The following is a 24,241-nucleotide window of genomic DNA, read 5'->3' as shown; positions in this document are numbered from 1 at the left end:
TATTTCCTCAACCTGATCGCAAAGAATTGCCCGCTGAATCTGTTCGACAACCCTCTTCCCATCCTCGAGGCGCAACCCGATCCCGTCTGGACAGGTCACCCGGTAGGGTCGTGAAATGCCGTCAAGCTGATGAGTGCGCTTCTCCCCGTTGTCGAAGGTAGTTTCGATTGTAATCCGTACGTCCATGGCAGCCCCACACGCAAAGAACTCACCTTAGCACGGGCCGCAACGACGAAGATGACCCCCATGTTTTGTCCACTCCCATTGAGCAATGGCGCGTTCATTACAACACCGTAAGGCCGCACAGCGCTCTGGGCTATCGCCCGTCCGCGCCGGAAAGCACCGTTCCGATGGACCAGAAGCCCACAATTCACTAACAATTAAACGGGACCACCCGATGGGGGCACGCCAAGGCTCAGCTGGGAACCGGCGGTTGGATTTTGGCGGAATGGCCGCTTCGATCTCGGCGCCGGTCGGCGCATCCCGTAGCCAGTTTGCGTCAAATGCCCGGTCGGCAAGGAATGGGCCACACGTTATGCCGAGATTATCTCGCGGGCATCGTTCCACGGGCTATATCCCACATAAAAGCTACCATCTCACGCGCAATGGCGATGGTCACAACCGTCGATTTCTTGCCTCGCTGAATGAGCCTGCGATATCTTGTCGTCAAGCGTGACTGCGCTTTCCAAGCAAAGGAACTCGCGGTTGTGTCGCCGATATTGTCCACAGTTCTCGGACGCGTTCGAATAGTCCAACTGGCGTCGCATTCAGCGTAAGCACGCCAACGGGCGGGAACCAATTTTCGACTGAGCAGACTTATCTGACGCGCTACACAAAGGTTCGGCGCGCGATATCTTGCTGGTTTGCGATTTTGCGATGGGATCGGCCTTGGCCTGAGGGACCGCGTGGGGGTTATAGCCCCAAAAGAACCGCCGCCACATAGCCTGCAATGATGGCAAGCATCAGTCCCACGGCCAAAGAGCCGAGGTCCTTTGCGTGTTTGGCCTCTATTGACCAATGTGGTGATACGACGTTTGTGAGAACTTCGATGGCGGTGTTGAGCGCCTCAACCATAAGCAACGCCAGATAAAGCGCTGTGAGGATCAACCATTGCCGCAGGGATACGCCGAGAAACAAGAACAAAACCGCAGCCAGAACGGCGGTGCCGCATTCAAGCCGGGCGGCTGTCTCTTGCCACAGGCGCAGGGCCCCGTCACGCGAATATGTCGCAGCGTCAAGGATATGTCGCAGCCCCGCGCGCGGTGTCGGGCGCTGTGGCTTGGGCGAAAAGGAGGCAGTCATCAGATCATTTCCTTTGCGGGGCAGTCAGCCGTCAGGTCTAGGGCGTGATTGCGGGCACCGGTTTCGATATTCATCAAGCCTAACACGCTGTGGAATAGGTTGTCATGGCTGACGGGTTTATCGGTTCTGCCCTGAAGGCAGGCAGCGTGCACGCCCATCGCGTCACCAAACGTAGGGGAAAGCCACATCAGAAAGGGCACGCGCGTTTGCTCTGGCGGAGCCATGAAAGCGGGGGCGGCGTGAAGGTAAAGGCCGCTTTCGCCCAGCGATTCCCCATGGTCCGAGACATAGACCAAGGCAGGCAGGACACGATCGGAGGCCGCAAGCAAGTCGATGACGCGCGCCAGAACCCTGTCGGTTTCCAGAATGGAATTGTCATAGGCATTGGTGATTTCCTCGGCCGTACAGTCGGAAAACTGCGAGCTACGACAATCGGGCTGGAACTGCGCGTTCTTTGGGTCATAGCGCAGATAATAAGACGGGCCGTGGCTGCCGATTGAATGCAGGATCAGCACCGTGTTTTCCTGCATCTGCGCCAGTACCTTCGCGATTACCGGCAAAAATGCTTCATCGGTGCATTCGATCTGGCAGGCATTGGGCGCGAGGACGGCGTCAACGCGGTTCCACCCCACGCGTTTGGCCACGTTCTGGTCGCCGGTGTTATTGTCCCACCACTCGGTTTTGACGCCCGCATGGGCCAGCACATCCAGCAGGTTCTCATGGCGCAAAAAGGCATCGCGGGAATATTCGGCCTTGCCGAGCGGTGAGAACATGCAAGGCACCGAAACAGCAGTAGAGGTGCCGCAAGAATGCGCATCCGTAAAGTTTATGACGCCGCGCGCGCGCAGTTGCGGTGTTGTGTTCCGCACATAGCCATTCAGGCCAAAGTTCTGCGCCCGCGCTGTTTCGCCGACGACCATCACCAAAAGGACCGGTTTGGGCGCAGCTGCAAGATAGGGGCCGGGCGTGGCATCTTGACCGACAGGGGCGGCCGTGGGATCAGCACTTTTCCATTCCTCACGCAGGTAATTGGTAAGGGCAACCAGCGATGCGCCGGGTTGATAGGCCCCCATCATGTCATGCCTTTCGCGCAGCATGGCAGAGTAATCCTTATAGTGGCTGAAAACTGCGGCCAGCACGACCACAGCCGGAAGCGCCACCCCCAGCGGCCAGCGCCAAAGCTGATGCAGGGCGGACGCCCGTCGTACCTTTGGCCAGAACACAAGTGCGGCCGGCACGCCCCCCGTCAGCAAAATTGTCCCGATCATGCGCCAAGTGATCAGATGGCGCGATTCGGTTACCGTTGTCTCAAGGATGCTGCGGACCATTTCACGGTCGATGAGCACGCCAAAGCTGCGCTCGTAATATTGTGCGCTGGCCGCGATCAGGATCAGCACCGCCGCAACCGGTTTTTGCAGGCGCGACGGCCCAAGCAGTTCCAGCAGCATCACCGTCAGCGCCCAGACCCCGATGCCAAAGATCACCGCCTTGATCGGCGCTTGCGGGAATTGAGCGAAAAGCCGCGTCCAAAAGCCGAGGTTCAGCAGCGCCAGCACATAGCTTGCGATAACGACGTTTAACGTAATCTGTGACAACACAGGACGGGCGGAAATAATACCGGTAAAGCGGAGGGCGAATTTGGGAAGCATTTGGGCCTGTGCATGATTGACTGCCGGTCTGAAACCACCGGCTTGGCGCCTTTTGCGCCCCCAAGCTTGCGCCAGCCTTACAGTCGCCCGCACGGTTTGCAGATTTTTGTGACCGCGGCGCGAAGGCCCGCTATGAAAGATCATGCGATTGCTTCTTGTCGAGGACACACAGGATCTGGCCGATGCCGTGCTGCTCTTTTTGGGGCGGGAAGGGCATGCGGTGGATCATGCCCGCAGCACCGCTGAGGCGAATGCCGCCCTTGATGTCACAGAATATGCCTGCGTTATCCTTGATCTTGGCTTGCCCGACGGCTCCGGCTTGGAGGTGTTGAAGGGGCGGCGCGCGGCGGGGGACCGGACCCCGTTCATCATAGCCACCGCGCGTGACCAGATCACCGACCGCATCGCGGGGCTTGATGCTGGGGCGGATGATTATATCGTCAAACCCTTTGATCTGGGCGAACTTGCCGCCCGGATCCGCGCCCATTCGCGCCGCGCGCAGGGCAGCCCCGTGACCCGTATCCAACTGGGGGAGGTGGATGTGGACCGCGCCGCCGCCCGCCTGTGGCGCGGGCAAAAGGAAATCCGGCTGACATCGCGTGAATGGGCGGTGTTTGATGCCCTTTTGGGCGCGCGCGGCCGCATTCTGGGCAAGGCCGCACTGGAAGACGCGCTTTATGCATATGATGCGACGATTGAGGGGAACGCGATCGAGGTGTATATCTCGCGGCTGCGGCAAAAACTCGGGGCGCAGATGATCGAAACACGGCGGGGCTTGGGATATATGCTGCGATGACGCGCACTTGGTCGATCCGGCGGCAGTTGACGCGCTATGTCTTGGGCCTCGTGTTGCTGGCTTGGGCCGCGACGGTTTTGATTGCGACATTTGCGATCCGCTATGAGATGAACGAGATCCTTGATGAGGAGTTGCGGACGGTCGCCGAGGCGACGGCGCTTTTTCTGGAGGACGCCGAGGGGCCACCGAACCCGCGTGTGATCGGGCTAACCGATGCCAGCGGCAATCGGGTGTTGCGGGTCACCCGAACCGGCCAAAGCACGGCTGACGCGCCATGGCCAGTGCTGGAGACGGATGGCCTTCATAATACGGCCGGATGGCGGGTTCTACGGCTTACTGCCGGTGGCGGGGTGGTGGAGGTCGGCCACAATCTGTCCTGGCGCCTAGAGGAGCTGTGGGAGGCGGCCTCTTCCATGTTGGTTATGATCTTGCCAATGATTGCGCTGTTGATCTGGGGCTTGCGGCGCAGCCTTGCGCAGGCCCTTGCCCCGCTAGAGCGCCTTGCCGCCACAATCGTTGCGCGCAAGCCCGAGGATCTGTCACCCGTGCCGCTTGATGATCTGTCGCAAGAAACCCTGCCGCTGATTGCAGGAATGAACGCCTATATCGCCCGTATTGAAACCCTGCGTTTGGCAGAGCGTCAGTTCATCGCCAATGCGGCGCATGAGCTGCGTACCCCGATCGCCAGCATCTACGCGCGGCTGGAACTGTCGTCTGATCCCGATGCCAAAATAGCCGTGCCGCAGTTAAAAAGCCTGACCCACCGGTTAGGGCGTCTGTTGCAATTGTCGAGGAGCGAGGCCGGATTGGGCCTTGGGGCGGGGCCAAGCGATCTGGTTCAGATCTTGCGGCTGGTGATCGAGGAGGTTGGGCGCAACACCGACCGCCCCATTCATTTTGATGATGGCGATCATGAACAGATGATCGTGCCACATGATCCTGACGCGCTTGCGATTTTGTTACGCAATTTGCTTGAAAACGCCGTGGAGCATGGCACTGGCACCGTTCGTATCCGGCTTGGACCGGGGGCGCAGCTAAGGGTCGAAAACCCGACGGATAATCCGGGTTTCCTTGAGGAACCCTTTCGCAAGGGCGCGCAATCGGGGGGGACGGGATTGGGGTTGTCCATCGTCTCGGCGCTTGTGAATGTCATGGGAGTGGAGGTTGATAAACAAATCTTTGGCGGGCAGGCGGTTGTAACGGTCACCTTCGCTGATCGCGCGCAATAGGCGCAAGATTTTGCTGTCGGGTTGATTTCGATCAACGCATTCATCCCCCCTTATGATCATATCGATTCTTTCTGCCTTGGCAGAGCCGACAAGGCTTAATGCGATCCGCCTGCTTGCGGATGGTGACAAACATTGTGTCTGTGAGTTGATGAAGCTGTTGAGGGCGACACAAAGCCGGATGTCGCGCCATATGCAGGTTCTTAAAAAGGCGGGGTTGGGGACCGACCGGCGCGATGCGCAATGGGTACGGTACAGGCTGAATCCCGATATGCCGCATAATGTAGCAAAGCTGATCGAGATGGCACTTACAGTTGAGACTGAACAGGAAAGGGTCGCCGCATGACCACTGAACCCCATGACCTCAAGCCGGAACAAAAGCACTCTGATTGGCGCTGGTATGGTGGTGTCGCTGGTGCCGGAGCTGTCTGGTTGCTGCTTTAGGCTTGGATGCACAGGACAGGGACATTCGGCTTTACCTTGAGGGTTACAGTGACCAGCAAAACAACGCCGAAACAGGTGCCTAAATCATCCCGCCGCAGTAGGTGGAGCGACCCGCCGCGCCATCATACGTCGCCAATCCAACCCTTAGAACAAAGCCTCGAACTGCGCCCGTGACAGCCGCACCGTTCCATCCTGCACCTTCGGCCAAGCAAAGTTGCCCTGCTCCAACACCTTGTAGATCAGCACCATGCCATTTGTCGGGGAAACGGTCCCCCGGACCGTTTCCTGACCCTCCTCATCGTCCCGGGAGTGGACAAAACATGGGGGTCATCTTCGTCGTTGCGGCCCGTGCTAAGGTGAGTTCTTTGCGTGTGGGGCTGCCATGGACGTACGGATTACAATCGAAACTACCTTCGACAACGGGGAGAAGCGCACTCATCAGCTTGACGGCATTTCACGACCCTACCGGGTGACCTGTCCAGACGGGATCGGGTTGCGCCTCGAGGATGGGAAGAGGGTTGTCGAACAGATTCAGCGGGCAATTCTTTGCGATCAGGTTGAGGAAATCATCCGAGAAAGCCGCGTATGCCCGGATTGCGCCTCGGTTCGTGCCATTCATGACTATCGCACGCGCGATCTCGACACGCTCTTTGGGCGGGTTCGGGTCAAAGCCGCGCGCTTGCGCCGCTGTTCGTGTGATGCCAGGTCAGCGGCGATGCCCGGCGGACCTATTTCTCCGCTGGCCTATTTCTTTCCTGACCGGGCTACCCCGGAGCTGCAGCGGCTCCATGCGGAACTCGGGTCCCGGCATTCCTTTCGCGAAGCCGCGCGGCTGATGAAAAGCTTCCTCCCCTGCCATCCGCCCCATCACACCACGGTGCGTGACCGGTTGGGAAGAGTAGCCGCGGGGCTCGAGAAAAGTCGAAGGGCATCAGGCGATCCCGCTGAAGCACTTCCCAAAGGGGGTTTGACGGTTTTTCTGGACGGTGCGCATATCCGCTGTCGACCGGAGTATCAGCAGCGACACCTGGATCTTGTGGTCGGTAAGATTGAAAGTCGCAATATGTGCCGACGATTTGGCTTGGTCGCCAATGCGACGGCATCGCCAGGCAGCCGGATGCGAGAAGAGCTGTCAGACTTTGGATGGAAGCCGGGCCGTCTGTTGACGGTAATCTCTGATGGCGAGCTTGCTCTCCCGAACCTCATACGGAATGCCATGGGTGGCGACGGCCAGGTGAAGCATATCCTCGACTGGTGGCACATCTCGATGCGTATTCGACATGTCGAGGCCGCCGTTCAGGGTCTGGTCCAGATACCGGGATTCACTGGAATTCCAGTGCTGTTCCAGCGCCCCGCGAAAAGCCTTCGCTGGTGGCTGTGGCATGGCAGAGCACGGGTCGCGGAAACTTATCTGAAAGGGCTCATGCACGATTGCACCCGCCTTGCGGAAGAACCTTTGGCTGTCCGCACCGCTGCCGCTCGTGTGCAGGCCCGATGCGGGACACTGTACACCTATCTCGCGAACAACATGGAATCCCTTGTCGACTATGGCCGACGGTACCGTAACGGGCTGCCCATCTCGTCATCTCGTGCCGAAGGATCAGTCGATGACATTGCCAATGCCCGCATGGGAAAGCGCAGAAGGATGCGGTGGTCGCCCAAAGGGGCTCACCGAGTAGCCGTCACAAGGGCCGCAGTTCTCGATGGTCGGCTGACCGTCGCAAACAGAAAACGCGCCGCATGACCCCCATGTTTTGTCCACTCCCTTCGTTGAATTTCCCATCTCACAATTAAGGGCTACGCGACACTTGGTCAACAATACAGATCGAAATTTCTTTAAGAGACACGTCAAGTCCGGCATAATTTTTCATGGTCGTTCTCCTCACGGCTTGTTTTCCCATGAGGCCAGTATACCGGACCTCGTTCGCCACTGGAGGGCGACCGCCGCAATCACACCATGTCGCTAAACACGTATCTTAGATCAAAGCCACGAGTTCAGGCAGGCGGTGCCAATGGCACGGTTACGTTTCAATCGCTTGATGAACTTCCGCGCCGGTTGCATCTGGAAAAGTTTCCAGAAGAGTACCAGTGTATGGATTTCGTGTTTCATAGGCCATGGTAGAACCGTTTTTGTAAGATCTTCTCACGGGAGGCAGAGGTTTCAGGACCGGCCATTGTCCAGTCCTGGATTGGTAAGTGTACGTCCCTGCGATCACTCATGTGGGAGAACAGGGTAATCGATGTATCCCTCAGCCCCGCCGCCATATGCGGTCGCGCCGTCAAGTGCGTTGAGGGGTGCGTTCTGCTGTAGCCGGGCCACCAGGTCCGGGTTGGCAATATAGGGACGACCAAAGGCGATTAGATCGGCGGCGTCACTGCGGCGCGCCGCAATTGCAAGGTCTCTGTCATAGCCATTGTTGGCGATGTAGATCCCGTTGAAACGCTGCCGCAAGATATTCAGATCAAATCCACCCTCGACGGCTCGTGCTCCGCCCGTCACACCTTCCACGACGTGGAGATAAGCCAGATCAATATCATTCAACTGATCGACAAGTGCGGTGAACACGGGTTCAGGATTGCTGTCCGTAAGGCCATTGGCCGTGCTGATCGGAGATATCCGAATCCCCGTGCGGCCACCATCGCAGATGGCCGCGACAGCTTTCGTGACCTCAAGTGTCAGCCGAATACGGTTCTCGACCGACCCACCATAGTCATCGGTACGCTGGTTGGCCCCGTCACGCATGAATTGATCTAGCAAGTATCCGTTCGCGGCGTGAATCTCGACGCCATCAAACCCTGCAGCAAGAGCGTTGCGCGTCGCTTGCGCGTAATCTGCGACAATCTCCGGCAACTCCTCCAGAGCCAGCGCCCGCGGTGTGAGTGCTGGTTTCTTTCCATCCGGAGTGAACGCATCCACTTCAGGGCGAACAGCGGAGGGAGCGACAGGCAATATCCCACCGGCCTGCACATCCGGGTGGGACACCCTGCCGACATGCCACAGCTGAGCAAAGATGCGGCCACCCTTATCATGCACACCGGCCGTGACGGGGCGCCAGCTTTCGATTTGCTCGTCGGTCCAGATCCCGGGAGTAAAGGCGTACCCTGTGGCCTGCGGCGAAATGTTCACGCCTTCACTGATGATCAGGCCTGCCGATGCGCGTTGGGCGTAATATTCCTGCATCATTGGGGTGGCGATGTTTTCGGGGGACCGCGCGCGGGTTAGGGGGGCCATTACGATGCGGTTTGACAGCGTATAAGGTCCGACAACGACGGGGGAAAAGAGGTCAGTTTCAGGGATGGTTGACATAGTAACTCCTAGTCTCCTGGCTGGCAGGAGAGTGAATTTGGGACAAAGGGGTGGGCCGGTTGCTTTGGGCGTGTCGGATGTGGCCAACGCCCGATCCGGTCGTTTTGGGGGCGAATTTGTGGCGGCGGCGCAGGGCTTAGGTTAAAGGCGCTGCGCCGCCAATCGAGCTTGCAATGCAGGGTTTCCGATCTACAGATTGGTCATCTGCATCCCTTGTTCCGTGTAACGGTCGCCAGCGGCAGCGCCGCGTGGGAACAAGGTGTCGAGGCGGGTGAGAATGTCCTCGGTTAGTGTGACATCGGCGGCCCCAATATTGTCTTCAAGATAGGTGCGCCGTTTGGTGCCCGGGATCGGAACAATATGATCGCCTTGGGCCAAGACCCATGCGAGCGCCAGTTGCGCAGGCGAGCATCCGGCGCTGTCGGCGATGGCACGGTATTGCTCCAGCAAGTTCAGATTCTGATCCAGATTTCTATCGGCAAAGCGCGGCTGGGTGTGCCGGAAATCATCATCAGCCAGGTCGCTTAGTGTGGTGACCTTGCCGGTCAGAAAGCCGCGCCCAAGCGGGCTGTAGGGTACAAAAGCCGTACCCAATTCGGCGCACGTGGCCAGCATCTCTGCCTCTGGGTCTCGCGACCACAGCGAATACTCTGTCTGAACCGCCGCAACCGGGTGCACCGCATTTGCCCGACGCAAAGTTTGTGCGGAGATTTCGCTTAACCCGATCCCCCTGATCTTACCTTCTTTGATAAGATCGGCCATCGCTCCGACCGTGTCCTCGATCGGGGTCACCCCATCAAGGCGATGCGCGTAATAGAGGTCGATCTGATCAATCCCCAGACGTTTCAGCGACGCCTCGACCGCCTGTTTCATGTAGGCCGGGCTGCTGTCGATGTGTCGTACGGCTGGATCGTCGGATCGGATGATTGCGAACTTGGTCGCCAGCGTGACGTTGTCCCGGTTTTGCCGGACGAAATCCGACAACAAGGTTTCATTCGCGCCGATACCGTAGGTATCGGCGGTATCGTAGAACGTGACACCCAATTCAAGCGCACGGTCGAGCGTTTCATAGGATTGATCGCGGTTGGTCGGGCCGTAGAATTCGGACATGCCCATGCAGCCAAGCCCAATGGCTGATACGGATCCCAGTCCGCCACCCAGATTACGCGTTTTCATGTGTTTTCTCCTTGAATTAGGGTTGTGTGCAACGAGGATCAGCGGCCTGAAAAGCAGCAATCTCTTCGTCGTCGATAGACAGTGGCTCGCAGCCGTGCTCTTTCTCGCAAACAAAATCGTACTCAAAGCCAGCGGCGTGACAGCTCAGGCACTCACGCCCCTCAAAGTTGACCGCGTGGTCGCCCCGGCTGGTAATCGTCGTGCTCTCCGCCGTCACGTCGAGGGCAAGAAACTCCCAGCCATTGCTGTCCGGGTAGTCTGCGCTCGAGTGTTTGATCATCGCTTCAAACGGGACAAGCTGCATCACCGTGCCGACCGGGTATTCGATATCAGGCACGCGGTCGGTAAAAATACGGATGGCTTCCTTGAGCTTTTCTGGGTCGGAATGGAACAGGAAGGTGTTGCGCACTTTGGGGAAATCATAAATGCAGCCAAACATATCCGAGGTGGCCTCAATCTCAATATTGGCTTGGGCTGAGATTTCGGCCTGGATTGGGAGAGCAATGAATGATGCGGCAAGCAAGGCCGCAGCGGTCACCAGTATGGCGTTAAATCGACCACACAGACTTAGTATTTTCATGTGTCTTTCCCTTGGATTAGAGTTGTACGAAGCGGATAGCCGTGTCGCGGGAAATGCACGGCAACCGTTCCCACCTGTGGCATGTCCCGATGCAGAATGATGCGGGTGTCGTCGATATGGGCCAGCGTACCGTCGATGACTTCCGTGCCAAATTCATCGACCAGAACCTGTACCGGCGCGCCTATCGCGGGATGTGCAGCTCCCGTTTCTGGAAGGGGGGCGGGGGGCGCCGAAAGCGCGATGTTGATCGCTTCAGCAGGCGCCAATTCGGTTCGTGTGCCGTGACCGAACTCCGCAATGCGCGCCATCCATGCCGACAATGCCGGGAACAGCGATAGACCGCTGCCGCTGGCGGCTGTGTCAGCTTTGGCAAAAAACCAAACCACATGATAGAGTGCCAGATCAGTCAGCGCGGGCGTGTCCCCGGCAAAGAAATCGGCACCGCCCAGCAGGTTCTCAAGCCAACCAAGCCCTGTTGTAATTTGGCCGCGATGATAGCCGACATCCGCTTTCAGGCCGTCCAGATCAATCTTGTGATCCCAAAACGCCTCGCGGTCATGGATCAGGGCTGGGGGAACGGCATCAGCGCGCAGACCCATGCTGTAACGAACCACTTGCCAGAACAAAATGCGGTCCGCCCAATTGTCGAGCAGCGGGGTTGCTGTGCCCGCAGTGTTCGGGGCAAGGGCGCGCGCCGGAAACCGCTGGTCAAGTTCGGCGGCGATCTGGGCGGAATCACAGTAGATATCCGCCCCGATCTGAAGCACTGGGGCCCGCCTGTAGCCACCCGTCAAGGCCAGCAGATCAGCCTTTGGCGCAATAGGAGGCACGATGACCGATGACCATGACAGCCCCTTGAAGCCCATCAAAGTTCTGATTTTTTCGGAATAGGGAGAGGCTTCATAGTGGTGCAGGATCAGGTCGACCATCGTTTTTCTCCTACTTCAGCAGCCCGAGGATATCTTGCGCGGCGGCGGCGGATGAGGCGGGGTTCTGGCCGGTGACCAGTTTTCCGTCACGCAGCACGAAACTGGCCCAATCCGTCCCTTTTTCATACTGGCCACCATTGGCCTTCAGCATGTCTTCCACCAAGAACGGCACAACATCGGTAAGGCCGACGGCCTCTTCTTCGGTGTTGGTAAAACCCGTCACCCGGCGACCAGACACCAGCGGTTTGCCGTCCGCACCTTGGGTGTGGCGGAACACGGCTGGGGCGTGGCAAACTGCGCCGACAGGCAAATCGGCGGCGGCGAAGGCCTCGATCAGGCGTTTGCTGTCCGCGCTTTCGGCCAGATCCCACAAAGGGCCGTGGCCGCCCGGATAGAAGATGGCGTCGAACCCGTCTTCGGTTACATCCGAAAGCTTCAGCGTCGTCGCAAGATGCTTTTGCGTCTCTGGATCGTCTTTGAACCGACGGGTGTCGTCGGTCTGTGCGTCAGCGCTGTCGCTGGACGGATCAATCGGCGGCTGTCCCCCTTTGGGCGAGGCCAGTATAATGTTTGCTCCGGCGTCCTTGAAGACGTAATAGGGGGCCGCAAACTCCTCCAGCCAGAAGCCGGTTTTCTTGGCTGTGTCCCCGAGTGTGTCGTGGGATGTCAGTACCATCAGAATTTTCATGTTATTTTCCTATTTTTTCTCGCCGACGCGGATCACGCGCTTGCCAAAGTTTTCGCCATTCAGCAGGCCAATGAAGGCTTCGGGCGCATTTTCCAAACCGTCGATGATCTCTTCGCGGTATTTGATTTGGCCACTGTCGATCCACGATCCCATATCTTTGGCAAAATCCGGGTAGAGGTGGCCGAAGTCGTCAAAGATGATGAAGCCCTGCACCTTGATCTTTTTGCGCAGAATCTGACCCATAAGCCAGTTCATCCGGTCCGGCCCTTCGGGCAAGTCAGTCGCATTATACTGAGAGATCAATCCGCAGACCGGCACCCTTGCGTTCGGATTCAACAGTGGGATGACCCCGTCGAGGACTTTGCCGCCGACATTTTCGAAATAGACATCGATGCCATCGGGACTGGCCTTTGCAAGCTGTTCGGCAAAGTCATCTGCCTTGTGATCGATACAGGCATCAAAACCCAACTCATTGACCGCATAGGCGCATTTCTCTGGCCCGCCCGCGATGCCGACCACGCGGCAGCCAAGGATCTTGCCGATCTGGCCCACAGTGGCCCCGACAGGGCCGGTTGCGGCCGCCACGGCGATGGTTTCGCCCGGCTTTGGCGCGCCAATTTGCGTCAGACCCGCCCAAGCGGTAAATCCGGGCATACCCATGATACCGAGCGCCCAAGACGGGTGTGCAGGCGAGGTGCCCAGATTGGTGATCCGCGTGCCATCCGACAGCGCGTAATCCTGCCAGCCATTGAAGCTGAGCACCCAGTCGCCCGGCGCAAAGCCATCAACCTTTGAGGTGACGACCTGAGCCACTGTGCCGCCCTCCATCACGCCATCAATTTCCACCGGCGCGGCGTAAGATGGCGCATCGCTCATGCGCCCCCGCATATAAGGGTCCAGCGACAGATATTCGGTGCGCAGAAGCATCTGCCCAGCACCAGGGGAGGGGACGTCCCCTTCGACCAAGCGAAGCGTGTCCTTGGTCGGTTCGCCTTTGGGGCGTTCCGCCAGCACAAGCTGGCGGTTTACTGTTTCGGTCTGTGTCATGGTCATCATCTCCTAGAAGGCTGTTTCAAGAATGCGGCGGGCATCCTCGGGGGTGATGGCATTTTGTTCGCCAAGGGCGGTCATGCCGTGATCCTTCAAGGCGGCGACGATGCGATCAATTTCAGGTGCAGCAATTGCGTAATCGCCGAGTCGGGTTTTGATGCCCATCTGTTCAAAGAACCCGCGTGTTGCCTCGATCACGGCATCAATCCGCGCATCATCAGATCCCTCGCGGATGTCCCAAACATTGGCAGCATATTGCAGCAGTTTCTCGCGTTTGGGGCCACGTTGGTCGTTCATCAGTGACGGCAACACGACAGCCAGTGTGCGGGCGTGGTCGGTGTCATTGAGCGCGGTAATCTCATGTCCGATCATATGGCTTGCCCAGTCCTGCGGGACACCTGCGCCGATCAGGCCATTCAGGGCCAGCGTTGCCGTCCACATCAGGTTGGCGCGAACGTCATAGTCCTCCGGCGTTTCAAGGGCTTTGGGCCCAAGCTCGATCAGGGTGCGTAGCAGGGTTTCGGCAAAACCGTCCTGAACGCGCGCGGCGGATGGATAGGTCAGATATTGTTCGATGATGTGAACAAACGCGTCGGCCACGCCGTTCGCGATTTGACGGGGCGGCAGCGTGTAAGTGACCTCGGGGTCCAGCACCGAGAAAACCGGGTAGCAATGTGGGCTACCAAACGGAAGCTTAGCGCCCTTCTCGGGATTGGTGATCACAGCGCCAGAGTTCATCTCCGAACCGGTGGCGGGCAAGGTCAACACGGTGCCAAAGGGCAGCGCTTGCGTGATGACCGACCCGCGAGATGTCAGGATGTCCCAGGCGTCGCCATCATATTTGGCCGCCGCCGCGATAAATTTGGTGGCGTCAATAACGGAACCACCGCCGACAGCCAACAGGAAGGTGATCCCTTCTTGGCCAATCACCTCGACAGCTTTCAGCGCAGTGGCGAAGCGCGGATTGGGCTCAATGCCGCCAAATTCGACCAAGGTCCGGCCCGCAAGTGCCGCACGCACCTGACCAAGGACGCCTGTTTTCTCCGCGCTGCCTCCACCATAGAGGATCAGCACCTTTGCGTCAGCCGGAACCTGATCCTTTAGGTCCGCGATACGGCCCTTGCCAAACAGGATATGTGTCGGATTTCGAAAGTCAAAATTATTCATGGGTTCAGTTTCCTTCAGTTTCAATGTGCAGGCGCACGTCAACGTTTCCGCGTGTGGCGTTGGAGTATGGGCAGACCTGGTGCGTCGCTTCGACAAGTCTTTCAGCATCCTCGCGGGTCATGCCCGGCAGATGTGCGGTAATGTCGAGATCAAGTCCGTATCCGCCCTCGGCGCGTTGGCCGATGCCCACCTCAACCGACGTTAATGCCGCTTTGGCATCAAGCTTGAGTTGTTTTGCGGTCATTTCCATCGCGCTATCAAAACAGGCCGCATAGCCAAGCGCGAACAACTGCTCGGGGTTCACCCCCGTCTCGCCACTGTCCGGGCGAACCATCTGGACTGAAAAGCTGCCATCGTTGAGGGCGGCGGTTCCCGAGCGGCCCCCTGTTGCCGTTGCGGTGGTTTTGTAGAAGATTTTCATGAGCTTCCTTTCGCGAATAGACTGGTCGTCTATAGATGTGTCAAAATTTTTGGGGTTATGTTCCTGGAACCAGCACCTTTGTGGCATTCATAGCGGAATTGAGCGGGGCTTCACTGTGCGAGAGGCTCGCGACGAGGCTGGCTCCAAGCCACATGTGGTAGATCATTTCTGCCGTGGAGCGGGGGTCTTCAAGCGCGGCGATCGTGCCATCGTCCGTTCCCTGTTCAAGGGTCTCCGTCAGGCGCGCGACGATTTCGGACACACTTTTCTGCAAGATATTGCTCATGTTCTCCGAGAGGTCAGCAACCTCTGCGGACAGTTTGACGACCAAGCACCGGTCTTCGAGGTTGGGGCTGATCTGTTTTTTCCGCCACTCTTCGAAATAGGTCAGAAACCGAGACCGTGCATCCATGTCCGGATGCGCAAGCGACGCGTTCAGGCGTGTGCCATACTCCGTCATAAAATCGTTCAACAGCGCACAGCCATAAGCTTCCTTGGAGGCGAAATAGTGATAGAACGACCCTTTCGGAACACCGGCCTCTTTCAACAGCGCACTCAGACCGACACCTGTGTAGCCCTGCTTGGCTGTCAGGCGTCGTCCTGTGGTCAGTATCTGTGAGCGTGTGTCGTTTTTCTGTTCCATGACCCCCGATATAGCCTCATTAGACCGGTCGTCTAGGGGTGGTGTGGCTTTTTCTATTCACAGGGCCGTGAGCGGCGCTGAGAAACGGTACGGGAAAGGCGCTAGCCAGCATGCACACCAGTTAGCAGCTTTAACATCCAGCACAGAAAAACAAGCAATGCATACGCAAATCGATGCGGCACGCCCTTAGTTTGCGTTCAGCACTGCTTCCAGCAAACCAGGAAAGCGACGGTCAAGCGCATCTCTTCGCAGTGAAAGCAGGCGACCTCGCCCCTTGGGGATATTCCGGATCACACCTGCTTCGCGCAACACTTTGAACAGGTGCGACTTGGTGGATTTCGCCACTTCCGGGTCCATTAAATTGCAGTTTGCCATTTCGACCGGGCCGTCGCGGAGCTGACGCACGATGTCCAACCGGCCCGGATCGCTGAGTGCGAACAAGACCTGCGTCAGTTGCAGCTCCTGTTCCTGCGGGTGCGCAAGATCGGGGCTGGCAGTGTCGGGTAAGATACTCATGGTTCGAATATACTTGAACCTTCCGTAGAAAGAAACTAGAGAAAGGTTCGACAAACTTCGAACCCTTATGAAGGACTGCATTCCAAAATGACTACGATTGTGATGTCACCCAAGGCTAGAGAGCGCGCTGGTTTCGCAATCGTACTTACTGGGAGCGCTCTGATGATGGCGAGCGCGAGCGCGCCGTCCCCCTTTTATCCGCTACTGCAGCAGCAACTCGGATTTTCGTCTTTGGTCGTGTCGGAGATATTCGCAATTTACGCAATTGCCCTTCTTGCGACACTGTTAGTGGCCGGATCAATCTCGGATCATGTCGGGCGGCGCCCTGTTCTGTCGATAGGGTTCGTGCTTCTCGCTGTTTCCGCTGCCGGATTCGAACTGTCAGGTTCTGTGCCTGCGTTGTTATTGGCTCGTGTAGTACAGGGCGTAGCATGCGGCCTTCTTTTGTCTACGCTGTCGGCTGCGATTACGGATCTTGAACCCCCTGAATTCAAGGGCATCGCGGCGATCTGTAATTCAGTCATCCCCCTCGTCGGGCTGGCCCTGGGGGCCTTGGTATCCGGCTTCGCGATGGAGCACCTTACCGAGCCAAAATTTGTTATATTCACTGGGATTGCAATGGCCAGCCTGGTGTTGGCGCTGGCCACATGGGGCTTGCCCGAAACATCGCCACGGCATGAAGGCTTGTTGCAGGCGCTGAAGCCTCGCGTTGGCCTCCCGATCGAAGTCAGGGGCACGTTCTGGCGTGGCGCTCCGGCGCTATTCGCGGGCTGGGCCACAGGGGGGCTGTATCTGTCGCTTGGCGCACTCATCATCTCACAGGTTTTTGGTATTCAAAATGTGATTGTCCAGGGCTTCGTGGTCGCATTGCTGGCCGGGGTTGGTGCGCTGGCTTGTTTCATTGCGCGCAACTACTCTTCGCGTGAGGTCATGTTGTTTGGCACCGCAGCGCTATCAATGGGAACCTTCGCCACTTTGTTTGGCATTCAATACGAAAATCTAGTGCTCTACCTTATTGCGCTCGCTATCGTTGGAGCGGGCTTCGGTACCTGCTTTTATGGTTTCATCCGCTCGATTATTCCGCTGGTGCCCGAGGATGTCAGAGGAGAAACTTTCGCCGCGCTATTCTGTATCAGCTACTTGGCATTCGGCTTGCCAGTCGTAATTGCCGGACTTTTGGTGCCGGTGTTCGGGATCAAAGTCGTTGTGATCTGTTATGGCAGCCTGATCGCCTCACTGGCCGCTCTCGCAGGACTGATGCGCAAATTCGGCCGAGCCGACTAGCCGGGATGGGCTTGCCATTTGTGGACAGCCCCTGTTTTGCAAGAGTTTTCTTTTGTGTTCGTGATCTTTTTGCGTAGCGGTCATTTGTCCGGCCTGTTTTCGCGGCCCTTATGCCGCTGGCCCTGATGAAGGGTTCCGTCGCAAAGTTTCCATTTGGCTTGAGCGGACCTTGGGCCTGGACACACTTATCCCGCGAGCGCTTTGAACTGCTCAAAAGCGGTGCCGCCTTGGCCGTTCAGTTGCCCTTTGCGGATCATGTGGGCGGTCTCGATACCCGCCAACGTGGCTTGCGCTGCGGCGAAGGCTTTGAAACCCTTCATCTGCCGCGTGATCCGCTTGATGAAACGATGATCCTGCTCGATGATGTTGTTCAGATATTTGACCTGCAGAACCTCGATCAGCCAACACCACCCGCTCAGGAGAAGCAGCAGGTTCATATTCTCAAGCCCCGCGGCGTTGGCGCCGCTCTTGTCGATCACGACACGATCCGGCCAGCCATTGTTGCCGATCGTTCGGGCGAAGAATGTGGTGGCTGCAGCCTCATTGCGGGCCTCCGACAACATGAAATCCAGTGTTTTGCCGTGCTTGTCGATCGCCCGATACAGGTAGCACCAGCGGCCCTTCACCTTGATATACGTCTCGTCCATCCGCCAGGAACGCCCAGTCCGAGTCTTCCGTTTCTGTGCTTCTTGCGCGATCAGAGGCGCGTATCTTTCAACCCACCGGTTCAGCGTAGCGTGATCGACATTGACGCCGCGCTCCTCCATGATTTCCTCAAGATCACGATAAGATACCGGGAACCGCACGTAGAACCAAACCGCAAACAGGATCACGTCTTTGGGAAACTGAGCGCCCTTGAAATTGATCATCGCTACCTGCTCACTCGCTGCGTCGGGGCCGCGACATAGGTTCGGTACGATGGTATCGCAAGGTCGCAATCTTTGCGACAAAGCCCTAAACTTGTGTCGCCGCTGACCTAGGGTTGATGATAACATTTGGACGATCGCGGGGCGTTTGCTCCCGCCCGTCCACAGGTCTTGGCATTGGACTTGTGCTGCCGCCAATGGGAATGCGGTCCGGGAGTTTCCGCTCCCCGGCAAAAAGTTGTAGAGCAGGTCTGCGAGCTCCTCAACGCATTGTTCCTCGACGAGATTCATGAGCGACCCCACAGGCATGAAAGCGGGGCCGCGAACATGTGGTCTTGTCGCGGTTTGGTGCCGCTCCTTTGATCACGTAATGTGCAGCAAAGGAGATGAACCATGGGCACAGGCAGAACGGATGAATTTCGCAAGGACGCGGTGCGGATCGCGTTGACCAGCGGGCTTTCGCGGCGTCAGGTTGCGGATGATCTGGGGGTCGGCTTGTCGACCTTGAACAAGTGGGTGAACGCGCACCGGGACACGGATGTAGTCTCGGCCGAGGATCGCGAGCTGGCACGAGAGAACGAACGGCTTCGGCGCGAGATCCGCATCCTCAAGGAGGAGAGGGACATCCTAAAAAAAGCCACCCAGTTCTTCGCGAGCCAAAAGCCGTGAGGTTTCGGTTTGTCGAAGAGCAGCGCGGCACCTTCCCGGTTGATCGGCTGTGCCGGGTGATGAATGTCAGCCCCCGCGGGTTGCGTGCCTTCCGCAGCCGTCCCGCTAGCCGCAGGCAGCACATGGACATGGTGGTTCTGGCCCATATCAAGGAGCAGTCGCGCCTAAGCCTGGGCAGCTATGGTCGGCCGAGAATGACCGAGGAGTTGAAGGAAGTCGGCATCGATGTGGGGCACCGGCGCGTCGGACGCCTGATGCGTGAGAACGGGATCGTTGTTGAAAGAACACGCAAATTCAAGGCGACCACGGACAGCGACCATACGTTCAACATCGCACCGAACCTGCTGGACCGTGACTTCACGGCGGATCGACCCAACCAGAAATGGGCGGGCGATATCAGCTATATCTGGACCCGCGAGGGCTGGCTGTATCTCGCTATCATCCTCGATCTGCATTCGAGGCGGGTCATCGGGTGGGCCGTCAGCAACCGCATGAAACGCGATCTGGCGATCCGGGCGCTGAAGATGGCCATCGCCCTGCGATCCCCGCCTCGGGGCTGCATCTTCCACAGCGATCGCGGCAGCCAATACTGTTCGCACGACTATCAGAAGGTCCTGAGCGAGCATGGGTTCAAGGTGTCGATGAGCGGCAAGGGCAATTGCTACGATAACGCCGCCGTTGAGACATTCTTCAAGACGATCAAGGCCGAACTGATTTGGCGCCGCACGTGGGAGACCCGACGTCAGGCCGAAACCGCCATCTTCCAATACATCAACGGCTTCTATAACGCGCGCCGTCGACATTCAGCATTGGGAGGCAAAAGTCCCTTGGCCTTCGAACGCCAAGTGGCCTAAACGAGCACTGGGGGCGGCACAAATACGTGACAAGACCACACGTGATTGGCGATGGGTTTTTCACCGGCGAAGGCGCGATCTATGAATTGCGATTTGCTGTCGATGATCTCCGCCTGCGACAGGGGAAACAGTCGGATGACCTCCATGCGACCGGCGAGAGAGTCCGCGACCTTCGGGATTGTCATTAGGTTGGCCGACCCCGTTAGGAGAAATCTTCCCGGAGACTGGTGGTCGTCCACGACGTTCTTGATTGCAAGCAGGAGGTCGGGCGCTCGCTGCACCTCGTCGATGACTGCGCGCTCCAATCCGCGGACGAACCCGACCGGATCATTGATCGCTGCTTCTAACACGGTAGCATCGTCTAGGGTGAGGAAGGGTGTCTTGTCGGCTGCGATGTCCATGGCGAGGGTCGTCTTTCCGGACTGCCGGGGCCCCGAGATGAGAACTACCCGCGTGTCGGAGAGCGCCTCCTCTATTCTTGCTCTGGCGAACCTTGGGTACATTAGCGGGACGATTCCTTTCGACCAGTTGAAAGTACGCGACCGACCAATTGAAAGTCAAGATACGACCGATTGAAATCCGACGGCCGACCATCTTAAAGTCCACGCGAGCCAGCCTGGCCGTTAGTCCTCCGAAACCCGAGGAAGCTAGCGCACTCAAACTCTTGAGATCGGGGCGTCAGAACCAGTCTCGCCCACGGCGATTTCCAGCTCGGGCAAATCCCGCAAGCTATGCAAGTCAAATGTCGCCAGAAACGCCTCCGTGGTCACAAACGTATGCGGCGCGCCCGGCCGCGGCGACCGTGGTCCGGAGGCGATTAAGTCCTTGAACCGCAGCCGGGACAGCAGATCACGGCTGACCTCCTTGCCAAAGATGTCCGCCAGGCCCGCCCGGTCGATCGGCTGGTGATAGGCGATGGCACAGAGTACGCCCATCTCCATCTCGGTGAAGGCGATTGTCTCCTCACCCAGATTGGTCGCGGCCTTGATCGCGTCGGCGAACTTCGTCCTGGTGCGGAACATCCAACCGCCGGCGACTTGCGCCAACTCAAAAGGTCGACCAATCAGCTCGGCCTGGATGTCGTCGATCAGCATCTCGACCGAAGCCCCCTGACCCACCACGCGGGCCAGGTCTTCTCGGCTGACCGGCGACGCGCTGGCGAAGAGCACCGCCTCGATCCGGCCCATCCATTCACGCCAGCGCAACTCCTGCGGCAGATCGTCGAGTTCCCGGTCGAAATCGCTTTCGCCTTCATCGGCCTGCTTTGGCTTCTTTCGGGCCATCACGGCGCGATCCCGTAAAGCCGGAAGGTTGAGCGCCCGGTCAACTCCCGCGCCACGCCCAGCTCAACCAGCCGATCGCAAAGCCGACGTGCCGCGCGGTTGGTCATCGGTATCGCAGTTCCTTTGATCATCGGTGACAGCATGGTCGAGGGTGCCACCGCATCCTCGGTCAGGAACAAATCGACAGCCGCCTCCGATCCCTTCGCCCGGAGCTTCGGCGCGACGACACGAAGTGCTTCCGCGCGACGGGCCAGATCCCGCGCCAGCCCGATCACAGTTTCGATGGATTCGAGGATCCGTACCTGAACCGCCAGTTCGGCCCCCTCCCCGCTCAGCGCAAGATCGCGCAGAACCGTCTTCGTAAGCCGTTGCGACGAGACCGGCAGCACGTTTTTCCAGTTCAGCCCGCGCGCCAAGGCGATGTCCGAGAGCAGACAGGCGACCCGTTCCGCGCGGTCGTCGGCGTCGAGAACGGCGCGCAGGATGGTCGCGCAGCCCGCCAGCGGCCCATGGGTCCGGGCACGCGATTGCCCCATATCGAGCCACCCGCTCAATTCCGCTGCAAGATTTGCGCCGATCAGGTCTTCAAACTCGCCCGTCCCGCCTGGCTGCAATCGCACACTCCCGCGCCAGAACGCCAGCAGATCGCCATCCGGTCCCCGCGCGTCGCCCGGCGGCGTCAGGTGGTAGGCATCGCGAATATCAGCTTCTCTGGCCAGCCGCCCCTCCAGCTTCGAGGTTGCCGTTGCCGCCGTCAGCGCCAATCGGTTGGCCAACAACTTCACCGGCACCCCGTGCCCCGGATCGGAGACCAGCCCATCCAGCACCGTCAACGCCGCCCCGGATCGAAAGGCCACATCTTCAAGGGTTTCCGGACGCGCAGAGGTGATCCACGGCGGCATCCGGGGTAGTGTATTTGTAGCGTCAGCAAGGGCTGGTTGAGTAAATGCCATGCCGCAATCTTATCTCACCACGGCGCTTAACTCCAGAAAATACTATTCTAACCGCCGCAGCGTGTCGCTCAATCCTATGTCCAATAAATTTGCATTATCGGACATGTAATGCTACGCTCAGAAATAGTCAGATTTCATCGCCGGATTCAGTGGAAAATGCCCTCAGAGACCGAGAAGTCGACGTCAACGCCCTCTGATGAACTTGATGATGCTCACGTCGACGAGAGCGATCAAGAGAAAAGCGACGGCATCGCTCTGCCCGCTCATGTCGCCGGTTCCGGCAGTCTCGATCGCCTGGTCGACACCGCTCGCGACTACGCCCGCGCCGCTGCCTCAGACAACACGCTGAAGGCCTACGCGAAAGACTGGACGCACTTCGCACGCTGGTGCCGGATGAGGGGGGTGGAGCCCCTGCCCCCCTCATCCGAAGTGATCGGCCTTTACCTCGCTGATCTTGCCTCCGGGTCAGGCCCCTCCCCGTCGCAGTTGGCGTCCCGCCCCCTGTCGGTCAGCACGATCGACCGCCGTCTGTCCGGTCTCGCATGGAACTACGCGCAGCGCGGTTTCACCCTCGATCGCAAGAACCGCCACATCGCGACCGTCCTCGCCGGGATCAAGCGGAAGCACGCGCGACCGCCTGTGCAAAAGGAGGCGATCCTGGCTGCGGACATCGTCGCGATGGTCGCCACCCTGCCCTACGACCTACGCGGGCTGCGGGATCGCGCGATCCTGCTGATGGGCTACGCCGGAGGCCTTCGCCGCTCGGAAATCGTCAGTCTTGATGTGCACAAGGATGACACGCCGGATTCCGGCGGCTGGATCGAGATATTTGACAATGGTGCCCTGCTCACTCTCAATGCCAAGACCGGCTGGCGTGAGGTCGAGATTGGCCGCGGCTCCAAGGATCAGACCTGCCCCGTCCATGCGCTCGAGCAATGGCTGCACTTTGCCAAGATCGACTTCGGGCCGGTCTTTGTGGGAATCTCGCGCGATGGCAAACGCGCATCTGACACGCGGCTGGACGACAAACATGTGGCGCGCCTGATCAAGCGCACGGTCCTGGATGCCGGCATCCGATCCGACCTGCCCGAGAAAGACCGCCTCGCCCTCTTCTCCGGCCACAGCCTGCGCGCCGGTCTCGCCAGTTCGGCCGAGGTCGATGAACGCCATGTCCAAAAGCAGCTCGGCCACGCCTCCGCCGAGATGACCCGCCGCTACCAGCGGCGCCGCGACCGGTTCCGGGTGAACCTGACCAAGGCTGCCGGTCTCTGATCGCGCGCTCATTCGGTCGTTTAGTGGCGCTATATGCAACTGCAAAAGGCCTGTTTTGATGCCATTGATAGGCTACGCGCGCGTTTCAACCGAGGATCAAACCCCCCTGCCCCAGTCGCAGGCCCTGGAATCCGCGGGTTGCGCCGAGATCCATGAAGAGCACGCCTCAGGCGGCAATCGCGCGCGGCCGGTGCTTGGGCGTGTGCTCGAACGCATCCAGAGTGGCGATACGCTGGTCGTCGTGAGGATCGACCGGCTTGCGCGGTCTCTGTCGCATCTGCTGGAAGTGATCGAGCGGCTGGAGGCTAGGGGTGCGTTCTTTCGCTCGATCCAGGACCCGATCGACACTGGATCCCCGCAGGGCAAGTTCACGCTGCAGGTCTTGGGCGCTGCGGCCGAGTTCGAGCGCGCCCTGATCCGGGAGCGCACCAAGGCCGGCCTCGCCAGTGCGCGCACAAAGGGCCGCGTGGGCGGAAACCCTGGACTGCGGGCCAAAGACCCTGCCGCTCTTCGCAAGGTGCGGCTAGCGCGACAGGACGGCTACATGTGTTGATTGTCACTGAGAACTGACCCGGCAACAGCAGAAATTGTCATTGAGAATTGACCCATGTGCAACCTTGCCCCTGCTTGATTCAGCTGGGGGCTATTGGAGTGGTAGACATGGGATTTTTGAGGGTTATTCGGAAATGGGCGCTGCGAGACAAGATGCCCATTCGCGAGATTGCGCGGCGTACAGGCGTATCTCGCAACACGATCAAGAAGTATCTGCGGGCTGGGATTGTCGAGCCCGAGTTTCAGAGACCGGACCGGCCGAGCAAGCTGGATCCGTATGCTGAGAAGCTGACAGCCTGGTTGCTGTCTGAGCAGCGCAAATCACGCAAGGAGCGGCGGACTGCCAAGCAGATGCATGCCGATCTGGTGCAGCTTGGCTTTGATGGCTCATATGAGCGGGTTGCGGCCTTTGTGCGGGACTGGAAGGGTGAACGGCAACGCGCATATCACACGACTGACCGCGGGGTCTTCGTTCCGCTGGTGTTCCAGCCTGGCGAGGCGTTTCAATTCGATTGGAGCGAGGACTGGGCCTATGTTGGCGGCGAGCGCATCAAGCTTCAGGTCGCCCATATCAAGCTGTCGCACAGCCGCGCCTTCTTGGTGCGGGCCTATCT

The 24,241-nt window shown here is 58.7% G+C and carries 24 protein-coding genes and 5 pseudogenes; 10 read left to right on the top strand and 19 right to left on the bottom strand.

Going from position 1 to position 24,241, the window contains the following annotated elements:
* Positions 1-186 (bottom strand): annotated as a pseudogene (locus tag AKU94_RS02915) (ISKra4 family transposase); the annotation flags it as partial.
* Between the two features lie 77 nt (positions 187-263).
* Here AKU94_RS02915 and AKU94_RS18910 point away from each other — a divergent pair.
* A pseudogene (locus AKU94_RS18910) lies at positions 264-377 on the top strand (integrase core domain-containing protein); the annotation flags it as partial.
* A gap of 167 nt (positions 378-544) precedes the next feature.
* On the opposite strand, the pseudogene AKU94_RS19890 reads toward AKU94_RS18910, so the two are convergent.
* From AKU94_RS19890 to AKU94_RS02905, 3 genes and pseudogenes are all read right to left on the bottom strand, one after another.
* Positions 545-691 (bottom strand): annotated as a pseudogene (locus AKU94_RS19890) (IS110 family transposase); the annotation flags it as partial.
* 221 nt (positions 692-912) lie between these two features.
* Complete coding sequence (locus tag AKU94_RS02910; protein WP_050525850.1) at positions 913-1,302, bottom strand: diacylglycerol kinase; 390 nt, start codon at positions 1,300-1,302, stop codon at positions 913-915.
* Entirely contained in the window at positions 1,302-2,951 is a 1,650-nt protein-coding gene (locus AKU94_RS02905) for a phosphoethanolamine transferase (RefSeq protein ID WP_198144807.1), read from the bottom strand. Before AKU94_RS02905 ends, AKU94_RS02910 begins: the two co-directional genes overlap by 1 nt.
* 142 nt (positions 2,952-3,093) lie before the next feature.
* Between AKU94_RS02905 and AKU94_RS02900 the strand changes: the two genes are divergently transcribed.
* From AKU94_RS02900 to AKU94_RS02890, 3 genes are read left to right on the top strand one after another with little or no spacing between them, the layout of a single operon-like run.
* Positions 3,094-3,747, top strand: coding sequence for a response regulator transcription factor (locus tag AKU94_RS02900; RefSeq protein WP_050525849.1), 654 nt, complete (start codon positions 3,094-3,096; stop codon positions 3,745-3,747).
* Positions 3,744-4,976 (top strand): sensor histidine kinase, encoded by a 1,233-nt coding sequence (locus AKU94_RS02895; RefSeq protein ID WP_050525848.1) that lies wholly within the window; start codon positions 3,744-3,746, stop codon positions 4,974-4,976. Before AKU94_RS02900 ends, AKU94_RS02895 begins: the two co-directional genes overlap by 4 nt.
* Positions 4,977-5,028: 52 nt before the next feature.
* The gene (locus tag AKU94_RS02890) at positions 5,029-5,319 is read left to right on the top strand and encodes an ArsR/SmtB family transcription factor (RefSeq protein WP_050525847.1); all 291 of its coding nucleotides are present in this window, start codon (positions 5,029-5,031) and stop codon (positions 5,317-5,319) included.
* Positions 5,320-5,561: 242 nt separating this feature from the next.
* Here the strand turns inward: AKU94_RS02890 and tnpB are convergent.
* Positions 5,562-5,675: pseudogene (tnpB, locus tag AKU94_RS20785) on the bottom strand (IS66 family insertion sequence element accessory protein TnpB); the annotation flags it as partial.
* 124 nt (positions 5,676-5,799) lie between these two features.
* Here tnpB and AKU94_RS02880 point away from each other — a divergent pair.
* Positions 5,800-7,161, top strand: coding sequence for an ISKra4 family transposase (locus tag AKU94_RS02880; protein WP_040182552.1), 1,362 nt, complete (start codon positions 5,800-5,802; stop codon positions 7,159-7,161).
* A 468-nt stretch (positions 7,162-7,629) separates the two neighbouring features.
* Here the strand turns inward: AKU94_RS02880 and AKU94_RS02875 are convergent, their stop codons facing one another.
* The 10 genes from AKU94_RS02875 to AKU94_RS02830 form a co-directional block, all read right to left on the bottom strand.
* The gene (locus AKU94_RS02875) at positions 7,630-8,724 is read right to left on the bottom strand and encodes an alkene reductase (RefSeq protein WP_050525846.1); all 1,095 of its coding nucleotides are present in this window, start codon (positions 8,722-8,724) and stop codon (positions 7,630-7,632) included.
* A gap of 189 nt (positions 8,725-8,913) precedes the next feature.
* Positions 8,914-9,900 carry an aldo/keto reductase gene (locus tag AKU94_RS02870; protein WP_050525845.1) on the bottom strand — a complete coding sequence of 329 codons (987 nt, stop codon included), beginning with the start codon at positions 9,898-9,900 and terminating at the stop codon, positions 8,914-8,916.
* A 16-nt stretch (positions 9,901-9,916) separates the two neighbouring features.
* Positions 9,917-10,480: a hypothetical protein gene (locus AKU94_RS02865; RefSeq protein ID WP_050525844.1), complete on the bottom strand. Its 564-nt coding sequence runs from the start codon at positions 10,478-10,480 to the stop codon at positions 9,917-9,919.
* Positions 10,477-11,409 carry a glutathione S-transferase family protein gene (locus AKU94_RS02860; protein ID WP_050525843.1) on the bottom strand — a complete coding sequence of 311 codons (933 nt, stop codon included), beginning with the start codon at positions 11,407-11,409 and terminating at the stop codon, positions 10,477-10,479. The genes AKU94_RS02865 and AKU94_RS02860 overlap by 4 nt, the downstream gene beginning before the upstream one ends.
* A 10-nt stretch (positions 11,410-11,419) precedes the next feature.
* Positions 11,420-12,097 carry a type 1 glutamine amidotransferase domain-containing protein gene (locus AKU94_RS02855; RefSeq protein WP_050525842.1) on the bottom strand — a complete coding sequence of 226 codons (678 nt, stop codon included), beginning with the start codon at positions 12,095-12,097 and terminating at the stop codon, positions 11,420-11,422.
* A 9-nt stretch (positions 12,098-12,106) separates the two neighbouring features.
* Entirely contained in the window at positions 12,107-13,144 is a 1,038-nt protein-coding gene (locus AKU94_RS02850; protein ID WP_050525852.1) for an NADP-dependent oxidoreductase, read from the bottom strand.
* A gap of 12 nt (positions 13,145-13,156) precedes the next feature.
* Entirely contained in the window at positions 13,157-14,314 is a 1,158-nt protein-coding gene (locus AKU94_RS02845; RefSeq protein WP_050525841.1) for an iron-containing alcohol dehydrogenase, read from the bottom strand.
* A gap of 4 nt (positions 14,315-14,318) precedes the next feature.
* Positions 14,319-14,735, bottom strand: coding sequence for an organic hydroperoxide resistance protein (locus AKU94_RS02840; protein WP_050525840.1), 417 nt, complete (start codon positions 14,733-14,735; stop codon positions 14,319-14,321).
* 55 nt (positions 14,736-14,790) lie between these two features.
* On the bottom strand, positions 14,791-15,378 hold the full coding sequence (locus AKU94_RS02835; protein ID WP_009573561.1) for a TetR/AcrR family transcriptional regulator: 588 nt from the start codon (positions 15,376-15,378) through the stop codon (positions 14,791-14,793).
* Positions 15,379-15,564: 186 nt separating this feature from the next.
* Positions 15,565-15,948 (bottom strand): ArsR/SmtB family transcription factor, encoded by a 384-nt coding sequence (locus AKU94_RS02830; RefSeq protein WP_198144806.1) that lies wholly within the window; start codon positions 15,946-15,948, stop codon positions 15,565-15,567.
* A gap of 33 nt (positions 15,949-15,981) precedes the next feature.
* Between AKU94_RS02830 and AKU94_RS02825 the strand changes: the two genes are divergently transcribed.
* A complete protein-coding gene (locus AKU94_RS02825; protein ID WP_050525839.1) occupies positions 15,982-17,178 on the top strand; it encodes an MFS transporter in 1,197 nt (398 codons plus the stop codon).
* Positions 17,179-17,363: 185 nt separating this feature from the next.
* On the opposite strand, the gene AKU94_RS02820 is transcribed toward AKU94_RS02825, so the two are convergent.
* Positions 17,364-18,047 carry an IS6 family transposase gene (locus tag AKU94_RS02820; protein WP_050525838.1) on the bottom strand — a complete coding sequence of 228 codons (684 nt, stop codon included), beginning with the start codon at positions 18,045-18,047 and terminating at the stop codon, positions 17,364-17,366.
* A gap of 390 nt (positions 18,048-18,437) precedes the next feature.
* On the opposite strand from AKU94_RS02820, the gene AKU94_RS02810 reads away from it, so the two are divergent.
* A protein-coding gene (locus AKU94_RS02810) for an IS3 family transposase (protein ID WP_157056373.1) occupies positions 18,438-19,567 on the top strand; the annotation gives its coding sequence in 2 pieces (ribosomal slippage) (positions 18,438-18,672 and positions 18,672-19,567; 1,131 coding nt in all).
* On the opposite strand, the gene AKU94_RS02805 is transcribed toward AKU94_RS02810, so the two are convergent.
* From AKU94_RS02805 to AKU94_RS02795, 3 genes are all read right to left on the bottom strand, one after another.
* A complete protein-coding gene (locus AKU94_RS02805) occupies positions 19,564-20,070 on the bottom strand; it encodes an ATP-binding protein (protein WP_232295663.1) in 507 nt (168 codons plus the stop codon). The genes AKU94_RS02810 and AKU94_RS02805 overlap by 4 nt on opposite strands.
* 153 nt (positions 20,071-20,223) lie before the next feature.
* Positions 20,224-20,850 carry an SMC-Scp complex subunit ScpB gene (gene scpB, locus AKU94_RS02800; RefSeq protein WP_050525835.1) on the bottom strand — a complete coding sequence of 209 codons (627 nt, stop codon included), beginning with the start codon at positions 20,848-20,850 and terminating at the stop codon, positions 20,224-20,226.
* Positions 20,850-21,803: a DUF1403 family protein gene (locus AKU94_RS02795; protein WP_083444898.1), complete on the bottom strand. Its 954-nt coding sequence runs from the start codon at positions 21,801-21,803 to the stop codon at positions 20,850-20,852. Before AKU94_RS02795 ends, scpB begins: the two co-directional genes overlap by 1 nt.
* Positions 21,804-21,959: 156 nt before the next feature.
* On the opposite strand from AKU94_RS02795, the gene AKU94_RS02790 reads away from it, so the two are divergent.
* The 3 genes and pseudogenes from AKU94_RS02790 to AKU94_RS02780 form a co-directional block, all read left to right on the top strand.
* The gene (locus AKU94_RS02790; protein WP_050525834.1) at positions 21,960-23,075 is read left to right on the top strand and encodes a tyrosine-type recombinase/integrase; all 1,116 of its coding nucleotides are present in this window, start codon (positions 21,960-21,962) and stop codon (positions 23,073-23,075) included.
* 58 nt (positions 23,076-23,133) lie between these two features.
* A pseudogene (locus tag AKU94_RS02785) lies at positions 23,134-23,622 on the top strand (recombinase family protein); the annotation flags it as partial.
* A gap of 113 nt (positions 23,623-23,735) precedes the next feature.
* A partial coding sequence (locus AKU94_RS02780) for a helix-turn-helix domain-containing protein (protein ID WP_157056372.1) occupies positions 23,736-24,241 on the top strand: 506 nt, incomplete at its 3' end.

Origin of the sequence: Pseudorhodobacter aquimaris, assembly GCF_001202025.1 — a bacterium.
Taxonomy (GTDB): domain Bacteria; phylum Pseudomonadota; class Alphaproteobacteria; order Rhodobacterales; family Rhodobacteraceae; genus Pseudorhodobacter; species Pseudorhodobacter aquimaris.
Note: the sequence above shows the minus strand (reverse complement) of the source record. Positions and strands in the feature narration are given on the sequence as shown.